Annotated in this window: 12 protein-coding genes and 1 pseudogene; 3 read left to right on the plus strand and 10 right to left on the minus strand. The window is 69.0% G+C overall.

Annotated elements, in window-relative coordinates; all coding sequences use genetic code 11:
• Positions 1-387, plus strand: a pseudogene (locus FL311_RS33125) (hypothetical protein); the annotation flags it as partial.
• 13 nt (positions 388-400) lie between these two features.
• On the opposite strand, the gene FL311_RS33130 reads toward FL311_RS33125, so the two are convergent.
• From FL311_RS33130 to FL311_RS33165, 8 genes are all read right to left on the minus strand, one after another.
• A complete protein-coding gene (locus tag FL311_RS33130; protein ID WP_194869457.1) occupies positions 401-1816 on the minus strand; it encodes a DUF3526 domain-containing protein in 1416 nt (471 codons plus the stop codon).
• A gap of 17 nt (positions 1817-1833) precedes the next feature.
• Positions 1834-3261, minus strand: coding sequence for a DUF3526 domain-containing protein (locus FL311_RS33135; protein WP_141331564.1), 1428 nt, complete (start codon positions 3259-3261; stop codon positions 1834-1836).
• 10 nt (positions 3262-3271) lie between these two features.
• A complete protein-coding gene (locus FL311_RS33140) occupies positions 3272-3976 on the minus strand; it encodes an ABC transporter ATP-binding protein (RefSeq protein ID WP_141331566.1) in 705 nt (234 codons plus the stop codon).
• A gap of 145 nt (positions 3977-4121) precedes the next feature.
• The gene (locus tag FL311_RS33145; protein WP_141331567.1) at positions 4122-5633 is read right to left on the minus strand and encodes a peroxidase family protein; all 1512 of its coding nucleotides are present in this window, start codon (positions 5631-5633) and stop codon (positions 4122-4124) included.
• 31 nt (positions 5634-5664) lie between these two features.
• Positions 5665-6198: an AidA/PixA family protein gene (locus tag FL311_RS33150; RefSeq protein ID WP_194869458.1), complete on the minus strand. Its 534-nt coding sequence runs from the start codon at positions 6196-6198 to the stop codon at positions 5665-5667.
• Between the two features lie 64 nt (positions 6199-6262).
• The gene (locus FL311_RS33155; protein WP_141331570.1) at positions 6263-6796 is read right to left on the minus strand and encodes an AidA/PixA family protein; all 534 of its coding nucleotides are present in this window, start codon (positions 6794-6796) and stop codon (positions 6263-6265) included.
• Between the two features lie 33 nt (positions 6797-6829).
• Entirely contained in the window at positions 6830-8008 is a 1179-nt protein-coding gene (locus FL311_RS33160; protein WP_141331572.1) for an FAD-dependent oxidoreductase, read from the minus strand.
• Positions 8009-8047: 39 nt separating this feature from the next.
• Positions 8048-9811, minus strand: coding sequence for an FAD-dependent oxidoreductase (locus tag FL311_RS33165; RefSeq protein ID WP_141331574.1), 1764 nt, complete (start codon positions 9809-9811; stop codon positions 8048-8050).
• A gap of 334 nt (positions 9812-10145) precedes the next feature.
• Here FL311_RS33165 and FL311_RS33170 point away from each other — a divergent pair, with 334 nt between their 5' ends.
• On the plus strand, positions 10146-10505 hold the full coding sequence (locus FL311_RS33170) for a DUF1428 domain-containing protein (RefSeq protein WP_141331576.1): 360 nt from the start codon (positions 10146-10148) through the stop codon (positions 10503-10505).
• Between the two features lie 156 nt (positions 10506-10661).
• Here FL311_RS33170 and FL311_RS33175 read toward each other — a convergent pair whose 3' ends face one another.
• Positions 10662-11588, minus strand: coding sequence for a zinc metalloprotease (locus FL311_RS33175; RefSeq protein ID WP_141331577.1), 927 nt, complete (start codon positions 11586-11588; stop codon positions 10662-10664).
• A 327-nt stretch (positions 11589-11915) separates the two neighbouring features.
• Here FL311_RS33175 and FL311_RS33180 point away from each other — a divergent pair, with 327 nt between their 5' ends.
• Positions 11916-12113 carry a hypothetical protein gene (locus FL311_RS33180; protein ID WP_141331579.1) on the plus strand — a complete coding sequence of 66 codons (198 nt, stop codon included), beginning with the start codon at positions 11916-11918 and terminating at the stop codon, positions 12111-12113.
• Between the two features lie 21 nt (positions 12114-12134).
• Here the strand turns inward: FL311_RS33180 and FL311_RS33185 are convergent, their stop codons facing one another.
• Positions 12135-13406 (minus strand): MFS transporter, encoded by a 1272-nt coding sequence (locus tag FL311_RS33185; RefSeq protein WP_141331581.1) that lies wholly within the window; start codon positions 13404-13406, stop codon positions 12135-12137.
• Positions 13407-13530: the final 124 nt, after the last annotated feature.

A 13530-nucleotide genomic window follows, 5' to 3' on the forward strand; every position in this document is an offset into this window, starting at 1 on the left:
GGAGCTGTGTATAAGAGACAGGAGCCGACGCCTCCGCCCGTTCCCCCGGTGGCGCAGGCCGGGCGCGCGGTGCCCAAGCCCTTCGTGGAGGACGCCAACGAGGATGTCCTCCAGCGCGTCATCCGGCTGGAGCAGGCGGGACGGTGGGCGGAGGCCATCGAGCTGCTGGAGCGAGGCATCGGCCTGCTCCCCCACCCCGCGCCGCTCTACAACCGCCTGGGGATGATTCTGCTGAACCATCACCGGGACTACGAGCGCGCCACGGCCCTGTTCCAGAAGGCCTCCGACCTGGCGCCGGAGAACAACCTCTACACGATGAACCTGTACTCGGTGATGTGCCTGCGCGCGGACGCCACCAACGCGGGCCAGCACAAGGCGCGACGCTGAAGCGGTCCTCCGCTCACGACAACCGGGGACGGCCCAGCCACAGCAGCCCCAACCCCAGGGCCAGCAACGTGGGCCACGCCAGCGCGAGGACCCCCAGGGCCACCCGCGGGACGACGTCGGCACCGGGCTGCTCGACATAAGCGAAGCGCGGCAGTCGCGCATGGTCCGCCGCGCCCAGCGTGTCGCCCGCGAAGACTCGCGGCAGCAGGGCCTCGCGCCACGAGGCGTGGAAGCGGTCCACCTGCCGCAGGAAGTGCGCGTGCCGTGCTCCACCGGTCCCCGCCACGTCCTGGAGCGCCTGCTGGAAGGCCAGCGCGGGGGACACGAAGCGCAGCAGCTCCAGCGCGGACTGCTGCGCGTCCAGCTGCGACTGGAAGGCCGCGACCACGGGGGCGGTGGCCCGGGCCGCCTCGTCCTGCACCGCCAGCGCGGTGGGCCAGTAGCCCTCCGTCCGGGTCCCCTTCGGCGCCAGCTCCGGATGGTCCTCGAAGTAGGCGGACAGCACCTCGCTGCCGCGCCGCTGTGCATCCAGCGAGGCGTCGCGGGTCGCCCCCACCAACGCCACGCGCGAGGGCACCGGGTACAGCGCGCTCACGCCGAGCTGCGCCGCGGCGGGCACCACCACCACGAGCAACAACCACACCCCCACCAGCACCAGCGCATTGGTGGCGGAGCTCAAGGCACGCGCGTTCACCGCCAGCGCCAGACAGAACCAGAACGCCCCATAGCCCACCACCAACGCCAGCCACCCCAGGAGCCTCGGCAGCCCGCCACCGCCTCCCGTCAGCCCATGCCCCGCGAGCCCCGCGAGCACGCACAGGCCCAGGAGCACCGCCGCGCGAACGGCGAGCCTGCGCAGCGCCCAGCCCCGAAGCCCCGTGGCCTGCACCAGCACCAACCGGAGCGTGCCGTCCTCGCGCTCCCGCGACACCAGGTCGAACGAGAACGCGAGCGCGAACAAGGGCAGCAGGTAGAGCAGCACGAACGACACATCCAGCGTCCCGGTGGCCAGGTGCGCCGGGTGCTCCAGCGTCTCGCGCGCGAAGTCCGTGAGGCGGCCCTGCAGTGACACCTGGTAGGACGACGGCAGCAGGTCCATCTGGCCCACCGTGAAGACGCTCAGCGGCCCCGGAGGCAGGAGCGCCTCGGGCTGGACGAGGAAGTTGCCCACCGGCACCGGCATCGTGGGGCTCTTCCAGGCGGGGGGCGCGGTCCCCTGCCCCTGACGCAGCGCCTCGGCCTGGGCCGCGAGCTGGTCGCGTCGCTGGGCCTCCTGTGCGAGCAGCGCCTGTTGATGCGCGCGCAGGTCCTGGGTGAAGCGCCAGCCGTTGTAGAGCCCCAACGCCATCAGCCCGAGCAGGAGCGCGGCGGCGAAGAGGAGCATCCGGTCCTTGCGAAGCAGGAACCACTCGTGTCGGAGCAGGGACATGTTCATGGGCTCGTGCCTCACAGCGCGCTCAGGCGTGCGCCGGCGCGCAGGGCGAACGCCGTGGTCCACGACAACCAGAGCCCGAGCAACAACAGCCCCGGAACCTGGGACGCGAGCGCGTCCGTCAGCCGCACCGCCTCCAGGCGCAGCTCCGGCACCTGCCGCCACAAGGACGCATCCGCCTTGTAGTTGGCGTCGCCGTGCTTCGAGCGGAACGCGACGTCATCGTTCATCCGCTTCACCAGCACCTGCCGGTAGTCCTCCGCCTGCTCGGTGAAGCGCAGGTGCGCGGACAGGTCCGTGCGCGCGAGCGACGCCGACACCTGCCGGAGCGCGAGCATGGGCGACAGCGGCGCGAAGGCGCGGTGCAGCCGCTCCTGGGACGCATAGCGCTCCCGCAGCTCCCCGAAGCGCACCGCCGCCACCTTGCTGCTGTACTCCTCGCCCGCCTGGAGCGCGATGCCCCGGAAGTTCACTGGGAGCGCCTCCACCGAGTCCACCCCGTAGCGCGCCAGCGTCTCGCGCTCCAACGCCACCTGCCGCGCGTCCGCCGAGTCATGTCCACTCAACCCCTTCTCGTAGTCCTCCGCGAGCCTGCGCGCGAAGTCCTGCGCCGTTGGCACCGGCGCCCACGTCCGGGCCGCGTCCGCCGCGAGCCGGGGCACCAGCAGCGCGTTGAGCATCCACACCGCCAGCAGCACCACCAGCGCGCCGCGCGACGTGCGCGCCCACGCGCTCACTGCCAGCCCCAGGAACACGAAGCCCGCCAAGTACAGCCCATACCCCAGCGACAGCACCAACAGGCGCCCCAGCAGGTCTCCCCACGAGGCATCCAGGCCGCCGCCCAGCCCCACCACCAGGCCCAGGCCCACGACGACGAGCGGCACCAGCAGCGCCGCCAGCGCCAGCCCCACGCCCAGCGCCTTGCCCAGCACGAGCTGGTGACGCCGCACGCCGGTGCTCAACAGCAGGCGGAGGGTGCCCTGCTCCCGCTCGGCCGTGAAGGCGGAGTAGGTCAACAGGATGATGAGCAGCGGCAGGAGGAGCTGGAGGACTCCGGCGCCGGTGAGCTCTCCGAAGCGGGCCACCGCGGTGGCGTCCGTCGCGGGGCGGTGCTGGGTGAGGTTGCGCTTGTGCGCCTCCAGGTAGACGGCCACGCCCAGGTACGGCTCCACGCCCCGGTCGAACGCGGCCAGGACGGACTCGGGCTTGAAGGCCCAGACGCCGTAGTGCGCCGCCGAGTGGGGGTTCTTCTCCCCCTGCTCCAGCCAGTGCTGACGCGTCAGCCGCGCGCCCGCCTCGCGCTCGGCACGCGACTCGCGCACGTGCACCGCGCCCATGGCCAGCCCCACCACGGCCAGCAACCCCACCAACATCCCCGCGGTCCGGAAGCGCCCGTCCCGCGACAGCTCCACCCATTCCTTGCGTGCGATGGCCCGAATCATTCGTGCGTCCTCAGCCCCGCATGTGCGTCAGGTACAGCTGCTCCAGCTCCGCGTGCCCCAATTCCCGCGTGGCGCGCGTCTCCACCAGCCGGCCTGACTTCATGATGCCCACGCGCGTGCCGGACTCCTTCGCGCGGAACAGGTCATGCGTCGCCATCAGCACCGCCATTCCCTCGCCGCTCAGGCGCAGGAGCAGCTCCGACAGCTCGTTGGAGGCCAGCGGGTCCAGGCCCGACGTCGGCTCGTCCAGGAGCAACGCCTTCGCACCCTTGGCCAGCGCGATGGCGATGCCCACCTTCTGCCGCATGCCCTTGGAATAGCGCCCCACGGGCACGTCCATCGCCCCCGGCTGCAGCCCCGCGCGGGCGAGCCAGTCCGTGGACTCCAGCGTGGACAGCGCCGGCCGCCCCGCCAGCGTGTTGAAGTAGGACAGGTTCTCCCGCCCCGTCAGCCGGGGGTAGAGCATCACCAGCTCCGGCACGTAGGCGAGCAGCCCGCGCACCTGGGCCTCGTGGTGACGCACCTCCAGCCCCGCGACGCGCGCCTCCCCGCCCGTGGGCTCGATGAAGCCCAGGAAGAGGTTCAGCGTCGTCGTCTTGCCCGCGCCGTTCGCCCCCAGCAGGCAGAACACCTCACCCGCCTGGATGGACAGGTCCAGCCCCTCGAGCGCCGGGTGCGCGCCGTAGCGCTTGGACAGGTTCCTCGCTTCAAGCATGGAGACTCCCATAACGGAGCCACCCGCAATATCGCAACTTGATTGCATCTACAAATCGACACACGTCCCGTGTGACTCCGGGGACACTCCGGGCCGCAGGGGACGGACACGAGCTCCCCTGCGGCCCCTAATGGACGTGCGCGGCTCAGGACTTCTTGTACGCGTCCGCGATGCGCAGCAGGTCCGCGATGGTGAAGTCCCCGCCCGAGCCGTAGGTGGGCTTCCAGCCCTTGTTCTGGAGAAAGGACGTGGGGTCGTTGAGCAGGACGCTGAAGAACGTCTCCCCGACGATGCGTCCGCCCACCGGTCCGAGGAAGCGCCCCTGGTTGGCGAGGTTCGCCTCCTTGAGGATGTAGTACCAGAGCGGCGCCACCGTGCTCCCCCACCCCTGCGGCAGGCCGAGCTGCGAGTTGGCGTAGCGGGTCGTCCCCAGCGCCTCGGCGACCGTCTGGCCGGCCGGCAGGGTGAACTCGTTCTGGCGCAGCAGGTTGCGCCCCGCGAGCGACAGGTACAGCGGGTCCGGCTTGCCCTGGTACTGCGGATGGTCGAAGCCCGGGATGAGGGCCTCCGGCAGGTTCAACAGCTCCGAGGCCAGGTACGTGTCGAACAGCTTCGCCCCCTGCGGGGTGACGCCGGAGCCCAGGTTGAAGAAGTTCCTCCAGTCCACGCGCTTCTCCGGACTGAGGAACGTCCCGGGCTGGTGCAGGTCGAAGATCTGCACGTTCGAGTAGCTCGAGTTGACGGTGTACGTCTCCCGAATCGTCGCGTGCCCCATGCGGTAGGCGGCGGCGGAGAACTCGATGGGAATCTGCTGGAGGTTGGGCGGGAAGTACTGCGGCCCCTGGTTCACCAGCTTGCCGTAGAGCTCGTCGCCGACGAAGCGGCGCACGAAGTCATGGTAGACAATCCATTGGTAGTGCCAGCGCACCCGCTGGGAGGCCTCGGCGAAGAGCGCGCCTCCGGAGAACGAGCCCGACAGGTCCTTGACCACCTGGTTGTGGAACTTGATGAAGGCCAGGTGCAGCTGATTGACGAACATGTTGTCGTCGTTGCGCGGGTCTCCGATGATGGCCGTGCCCTGGACGTTGCGCAGCACGTCCCCGTCCGGGTTGTCCTGCCGCCCGAACAGCAGCGTGGCGCCGTCCTTCGCGTCGAACAGGAAGGCGTCCTGCACCGGCCCCCGGCCGTAGATGTTGCCCAGGTCCAGCGTCGGGGTGATGGCGTCGCGCGTCTGGTTGGGCTGGGTGCCCCGGCTGTTGATGTCCGAGAACACGTCGAACGTCAGGTCATGGTCCAGGAACTGGCCCAGGAACGTGTAGCCCGCGGGGATGGTGGGGTTGTCCTGCGGCACGCCCGGGCCCAGCCGGTCATCGTCCATGGGCCCGCCCGGCAGCGTGAGGGCGCGGAGGTCCTCCACGTTGAAGACGGAGGGACGCAGGTCCGGGAACATGCGGAAGAAGTCGGAGACGACCGGGCCGTTGTCCCCGGTGAGGGACTGCGCGGACTTGCTGGACACGGCGGTGCCCACGACGCCGTGGGGGCGCACCAGGTTGCCGGACGGCGCCTTGGACAACATGGCCGCCCCGGTGCCCCGGTGGAATGGACAGCCACTGCCCGGGAGCGCGGCCGTGACGCGCGGGGGAATCTTGTCACTCATGACGAATCTCCTGTGTGTCGAGCGGCGTGGCTCAGGTGGTGATGGTGATGTACGGGTCCCACGAGTAGGTCCCCACCTTGTTGCCCTGGTTGTCCGTCACCTGGACATAGAGCTGGTAGGTCACCTTCTGGTCCGTCAGCGCGGCGGTGGGCTGCAGCGCGGTGGACTGGAAATAGAAGTCCACATAGGGCTGGGTGTTGTAGCCATCCACCTGCCCCCCGGCGACCTCGGGGACCGGCACCTTGATGTGGGACACCAGGGGCTGGGGCGGAGAGATGCACTGGGCATTGCCGGAGACGCGCATCTTGTAGAGCACCGCCGAGTAGCCGGTGTTGAGCGTCAGCGAGGCCATCCGCCAGCGCAGCGTGTCGCTCGTCTTGGCCGCGACGGTCAGCTCGGAGATGGCCTCCATGCCCACCGCGTCGTCCTTGCGCACCAGCATGTACACACAGTCCGCGATGGGGACTCCCGGCTCGTCCGCCGACCCGTTGGGGCCATACTCCTTGAGCACCTTGTCCACATCCACCACGGTGAGAACATCGATGAAGCCATCATCCTGAGCCATGACGCACCTGTTCCTTGCGATTCGAGTCGAGACAAATCCAGACATCCACCGGCGCGGACACGCGTCAGGCGGTGATGGTGATCTTCGGGTCCCAGGAGAAGTAGCTCAGGATGTTCCCGTCGTTGTTCGCCAGGGCGAACGTGAAGGTGTAGACCACGGGCGTGGTCGTCGGGTTCACCGCCGTCGCCTGGAAGTAGGCATCCTGGTACGTCTGCTTCGAGTCCACCGTGACCTGGTTGCCGTGCACCGACGGCAGGGGCACCGTCACCGTGGGCTCGATGAGGAAGGGCGGCGTGATGCAGCCCTCTCCCCGGAGGATGTCACACCCGTTGAGCGCGACGCTGAAGCGCGTGTTGCCCGTCAGCGAGGTGATTCGCCACCGGATGTTGTTGTTGGTGTTGACGACGATGTTCAGGTCATCCGTGGCCTGACCCGACAGCATCTCGTCGTAGCGGATGAACATGTAGACGTACGGGGTGGGCTCCCCCAGGTCCACGGGGTGGTTGGAGTCCGTGCTGAACTTCCCCTGGTAGTCCAGGTAGAGGTTCTCCGCGTCCACGACAATCAAGACATTGGCGGTGTTCTCGGTATCTGCCATGACGACCTCTCAGGTGCTTTCGGGGTGGAGTGCTCAGCGGGGCCGGAGGATTCCGGGCCGCTGGATGGAGAAGGGCTGGATGTTGGTGCGGGTGACGCCCGTGAGCGCGAGCTCGGACAGGATTCGCCCGAGCAGCGGCGCGAACTTGAACGCCTGCCCCGTATCACCCGTGAACAGCAGCACGTCCGGGTGCCCGGGGAGGACATCCAGCACGAAGTTCAAGTCGGGCGTCATCGTGTAAAGGCAGCCCACCGGGTCCACCGCCAGGGACTGCAGCCCCCGGAAGTGCTCGCGCATGAAGGTGTTGAGCAGGTCCACCATGCGCGGGTCCGCCTGGGGCGGCGAGGTGGGCGGCAGCGGGGACTTCAGGAAGGTGAAGTCAGTGCCGACCTTGATGCGGCCGGGCGTCAACAGCGGCGGCAGCCCGTAGTAGGTCGTCGTGTCGTCCCCGGGGAACTTCGGCGCGCCGAAGTAGAACCAGAGCGGATACGTGTACTGGGACGGGGACACCTCGAAATAGGCATACGTCATGCTCCAGATTTCGAGCGCGAGCTGGATGTTCAGGCTGTCGAGCACGCCGTTGGTCCACGCGGACGGCACCAGGATGAGCTTCTTGCCGGTGTACGTCCCCTGCGCGGTGGTGACGGTGACCCGGCCGGGCGCGTCCTGGATGCGGCTGACCGTCCGGCGGGGAATCATGTCCACGCCCCGCTTGCGGCACTGGTCGGCGAGCGCGCGCAGCGCCCGGTCCGCCGCGATGACGCCCGCCTGGGGCTGCACCAGGCCCACCACGTCGTCGCTCAGGCCCTGGAGCACGGGGAAGCGCTCCGGGAAGTCCGCCGCGGTGAGGCGCTGGAAGGGCAGGCCCTGCTCCTCCAGGACGGCCTCGGAGTCCTTCAAGTCCCCCTCGGGCGTGTCCACGCCGCTGGGCGGGCCGAAGAACAGGAGCGAGGTGTCGTTGAGGATGCCGTTCAGACCGCTGTCCGACTCCAGCTCCCGCCAGAGCGGATAGGCGGACTGCGCGAGCAGGGACAGGTGCGGGTCCGAGTACATCACCCGGAAGAAGCGCGACTCGCCCTTCGAGGAGAAGAAGTCGTTGTCGAAGTCGAACTGGTCCAACAGCAGGACCTTCTTGCCGGCCTTCGAGCACCACCAGGCCGCGGACAGACCGATGGCGCCCGCGCCCACGACGACCACGTCATAGGAGTCCATGTCTTCGTCTGCTTTCGTTTCGAAGGAGGGTGTCTGTCGTTACCAGCCGAGGTAGTACTGGCTGTCCAACCAGGTGGGCCACGCGAGCCCGAAGTGCGCCTGGAGCATCTTCTCCGCCTCGCAGAAGGCGCCCTCCACCCAGCCCTGCTGGTCCGAGTACGCCTCGCCGCAGATGTGGAGGTGCTCGTCCGGGTCCGGCCGGCGCATGAAGGGCATCACGTCCCGCACGCTCACCCCGGCGCGCCACGCGTGATAGCCACCGCCATAGGGGTCATCCGTCCAGTTGCGGAAGTAGGAGACGTACGGCTGGGGGACGGGGTTCGCCGGCCCGTGCAGCTCCTGGAGCTGGCTCACGGCCTCCGCCACCATCACCGCCGGGGCCTGCAGGTCCTCCACCTGGGCCAGCGCCTCGCGTGAGGCCAGGGCCGTGGGCCGGGGCTTGAAGCGCTCGAGCTGCTGGTGGGGCGAGTCCATCAGCGCGGACCAGAAGGGCGTGGTCCGCATGTCGTTGTAGCTGGCGAGCAGGATGGAGTGGCTGTTCGCCGGGTCGGTGCCGAAGTAGTAGCACTGCCGCATGGGCAGGTCGGTGATCGACTCGCCCGCCACGGCCTGGAACTCCTGGTTCCACCAGGGGGACTCGAAGCCCATCAGCAGCTTGAAGGACGGCTCGGAGATGACCGCGTCCAGGTTCTTTCGCACCTGTGCGCTCACCTGGGGCTTGGTGAAGAACCGGTCCGCGCCGATCAGCTCCAGTGCGCGGCGGGGCATCGCGAGCACCACGGCCTTGGCATACACCGTCCACGACTTGCCGCTCTGGACGTTGTTCAGGGTGAGGACATACCGGTACGGGCTGTCCTCCGGCGCGGCGGTGAGCGCCGTCAGGCCGTTCTGTCCCCAGAGGTGGGCGCGCTTGCCGCTCGGGTCCTGGGCGACGAAGCGCTGGGCGAGCGTGTTGCCCAGCTGGTCATAGCCGCCCTTCAGCGTCTGGTATTCCACGCTCGCCAGGGAGAAGTCGCCCACGAGGTACGGGAAGGCCTCCGCGGCGTTCCAGTTGATGGTGTTGGAGTAGTAGCCGCCGGCCACGGCCAGGAACTCGTAGGCCTCCTGGCCCACCTGGTCCTTGAGGAGGTTCCAGAAGCCCAGGTCATTGACCTTCTTGCCCTGGTAGGGCCCCGGCTTGCGGTAGGTCAGATTGGGCTTGATGTCGTCCCAGTCCCGGGCGGTGAGCTCGAAGGTGTAGTCGTAGGGCGCGGTGAACTTCACCTGGTTCGCGTAGCGCTCCTGGAACCAGGGGTCCGCCATGAGGACGTCGTAGATGACCTTGTTGAAGAGCTGGTCCGAGTCGAAGCCCACCACGTCGTCGGGCAGGAAGTAGCGCGTCTTGAACGTGCGGCGGTCCGCCTGGGCGTTCGCCCACTCGTCGGCCTTGAAGCGCTGGCCGCGCAGGTAGCGGTAGTGGTTCTTGTCGTCCCCCAGTGGGAAGTCCTGGGGCGTCAGCTCCTGGGAGAAGACGTCCGAGATGAGCGAGTTGACGATGACATGCGATTGCAGATAGCGCATGCCGCCAATCTCCGCCGCCAGGGAGACGCCGGGCAGGAAGACAGACTCGATGCGGCCGCCCAATCGCTCGCTCAATTCGAAGACGTGCACCGAGGATGGGCGCGTGCCGCCCTCCGCGAGGTCGCCGACGAGCAGCCGCCAGCCCGTGTAGAGCCCGGAGACGCCCGCACCGATGATGGCGACGTCGAGCTGGAGCCCGTCGTCCATTCCCGGGTCCATCGGGGGTGGATTCACTCGCGACATGTCTGCCTCTCAGGGGATGGGGCGCCGCGCCCTATTTCAGGAAATTCCCGTGCAATCCCTGCACCACCAACTTCGCGTCTGCCTTTCGTCTGTCTTCAAGGACTTGCGGCGCAGCGGGGCAGGCATTGACGTGTCAGGCTTCAGCCGCCGCGGGCGGACGACGCAGGGCGCTGACACGTCATGGACGGCGCGGACACGTCAAAGCCCGCAGAGCCCCTGCCGAGGAAAATTCCGGGCTGGACGTGATTGGGGGCCGTGTCGATCTTCCCAGCGGATATTCGTCGCCCATTTGAAGGCGCCTTTTCGGCACCCTCTCGCACCTGGAGGAGTTCCCATGTCCTACATCGATGGTTTCGTCATCGCCGTGCCGACCGCGAACAAGGAGAAGTTCATCGACCACGCCCGCAAGGGCGACCCCGTCTTCATGAAGTACGGGGCCCTGCGCGTGCTCGAGTGTTGGGGGGACGACGTGCCGAGCGGCAAGCTCACCGACTTCCGCCGGGCCGTGCAGGCCAAGGACGACGAGACGGTGGTCTTCTCCTGGGTGGAGTGGCCCGACAAGCCCACGCGCGACGCCGGCATGGCGAAGATGATGGAAGACCCCGACATGAGCCCGGAGAAGAACCCGATGCCGTTCGACGGCGCGCGGATGATCTACGGCGGCTTCGCGCCGGTGGTCGAGCTGAAGAAGTAGCCAGGTCGGCGGATGGCGCCGGGGGCTCAGGTCAAGAGCCGCCCCCGCGCGCCCTCGACGACCAGCTGCAGCAGGGGCGAATACAGCCCGCCGCCCCCATGCTCGCTGACGCGGATCCACTGGAGCTCGCCGGAATACCACGGCCCCCTTCCGGCCCTACTGCGCCAGCGTGGAGCGGTACGAGGCCAGGGTGCACCGCATGCGCTGCACCTGCTCCGCGGTGAAGCCCGTCATGCACGCGTCATCCGTCAGCTCCATGTAGTTCTGCACGGGCACGGGCGCACCGCCGCAGCTGGTGAGTCCCACCGGACAGCCCTTGTGGGACGTGACGTTGGGCGCCGTGTCACAGATGCGGTCGCCCGTGGTGTAGCAAGCCGGCGCCGTGGCGATGCCACAGCCCTCGTAGTACGTGTGGAACAGGCCCAGGTAGTGGCCCACCTCGTGCGTGACGGTCCTCCCCTGGTGGTACGGCACCACGGGCCCCACGCGGCCGAAGGCCCGCCAGTTGATGACCACCCGGTCCTGCGGCTGCCCCACCGCGCCCGAGGGGTCCGCGGGGAGGAACGGCACATACCCGCGCGAGCCGCCCGCGCTGTTCGTGTAGAGGTTCAGGTAGCGCGTCGGGTCCCACGCAATGGTGTTCCAGTAGCTGCCCTGGTCCTGGTGCCAGGTCGTGTTGCAGTAGCGCTGGATGCCCGTCGTCGGGTTGCCCGCGGGGTCCTCGGTGGCGAGGAAGAACTCCAGCTTGCTGTCCACGCCCGCGGCCCCCGGCGTCCCCGTCAGCGCGCGGAAGTCCTCGTTGAGGACCGTGATTTGGCTGTGCACCAGCGCGTCAGAGATGTTGCCGTTCGCGCACGCCGCATCCGAGATGAGGTGCACCACCACCGGGATGCGCCGCACCGTGGTGGGCTGCCACAGCGGCCCGGGCACGGTCTGCGCCAGGGAGCAATCCGAGGGCGTGAAGCTGGCCACGCGCAGGGCGGCGGCAGGCTCGGGCGCGACACAGCGGTCCGCGTGCAACGAGAAGACCTCCGAGGAGAACAGCGCCAGGACGGAGGACACGAGGGCATGGGCTGGGAGCATGGGCCTCACGCTACCGAGCCTCGCTGACGCCTTCCAAGTGGCCAGGGTGGGCGCATGGGGGGTGGAATGGTAGGAAGAAGGGATGGCTCGCGCTCGTCCCACATCGCCACGCTGCCCTCGGTGCAACGCGCCGTTCACCCTGGTCGCCGAGCAGGTCCGGAAGACCCATCTGCCGTGCTCGCTCGCCCTCACGGCCCCGTCCATCCCGGGCTTCCGCGGGTAATACATCTCCGCGGCGCATGGGCTCGACGTGGTGCTGGGCGCCCGGAACCCGGGGACGCGCGTCCCCATGGCGGCGGTGTTCGAGCAGGGCGCGAAGGAGCCCCTGTGGCACGGCGCCATCGCCGCCGGGACGCGAGGACGGGGGCCGTCGTCTGGGACGTGCCCATCCCCCGCTCCAAGGACGGCTCGCTCGTCACCAGCTTTCGCAAGCAGGGGGACCGGCTCTACGTGCCCCACTGGATGTGGCTGGATGTCTTCGACGCGAAGACCGGCAACGTGATTGGCACCCTCGGCACCTGGTAGCCGAGGGCGCCTTTCTGGAACTCAGCGAGCCGCCGGCCACAGGCGCACCACCAGGGCGGCCAGCGCGGAGACCGTCGCCAGCAACGTCACCGCGCCCCAGCCCCACCCGGCCAGCACGAGGCTGCCGCTCACCGCGCCCAGCGACATGCCGATGAACACGCAGACGAACAGCACCGCGTTGAGCCGGCTGCGCGCGGCCGGGTCGATGCCGAACACCATCGTCTGATGCGCCACCAGCGTCATCTGCACGCCCAGGTCGAAGCCAATCGCGCTGGCGCCGAACAACCACAGCCGAGCATCTGGCTGGAGCCACGGTGAAGCGAACATCGCGGCGAACGCCACGGCCGTCAGCCCCGCGCCCAGCCGCGTGACGACCTCGGGATCGAAGCGGTCCGACACGCGCCCGGCGATGGGCGCGCCCAGGGCCCCCGCCGCGCCCGCCAGGCCGAAGGCCCCCGCCGCCGCGCTGCCCAGGTGGAACGGCGCGCCATGCAGCATCACCGCGAGCGTGGACCAGAACGCGCTGAAGCCCACCGAGAGCAGCCCCTGGGCCAGCGCGGCCCGGCGCAGCGCCCCGTGCTTGCGCCACAGGCTCACGAGCGAGCCGAGCAGCGCACCGTAGGAGAGCGTGCTCGTCGGACGGAAGGCCGGCAGCCCGCGCCACACCACCGCGCCAATCACCACCACGCTGCCCGCGGCCATCACGTACATGGCGCGCCAGCCGAGCTGCTCGGCCACCACGCCGCTGACGACGCGCGAGAGCAGGATGCCGAGCAGCAGGCCCGTCATCACCGTCCCGACGACGCCGCCGCGCTCCTTCTCGGGGGCCAGGGTGGCCGCGGCGGGCACGATGTCCTGCGCCACCGTCGCCGTGAGCCCCACCACGAAGCTCACCACCAGCAGCGGACCGATGGCGGGCGCCAGGCCGCTGAGCAGCAGGGCCACCGCGAGCAGGCCGACCTTGATGAGGATGATGCGGCGCCGGTCGAAGCGGTCCCCCAGCGGCGTCAGCAGCAGGATGCCCAGCGCGTAGCCCAACTGGGTGAGCGTGGGCAAGAGTCCCACCGCCGTGTCCGAGGCGCCGATGGAGGAGCCCATCACCCCCAGCATCGGCTGGCTGTAGTAGAGCGAGGCCACCGAGAACCCGGCGCTCGCCGCCAAAAGCAGGCGCAGCCCCCTCGACATCGAGCCCGAGTCTCCGGGGCCCACCAGGGCGAGGCGAGGCGCGCGGGCCTCGTCCGAGGGCAGCGCGCCTCTTCCAGCGGGTTCATGTACGGCGCGAATGAAGGACATGACGTTCACCTGGGTTGCTGCGAGTCGAGGTGAAGGTGTCCCAGAGCGGCGGTCCACGGTAGTAGCGGGGTCCGCACAGCGGATATACGCTCCACGTATAACGCCATGCCCCGCCCCCCCCAAG

This window comes from Myxococcus sp. AB025B (assembly GCF_006518215.1).
GTDB lineage: Bacteria > Myxococcota > Myxococcia > Myxococcales > Myxococcaceae > Myxococcus > Myxococcus fulvus.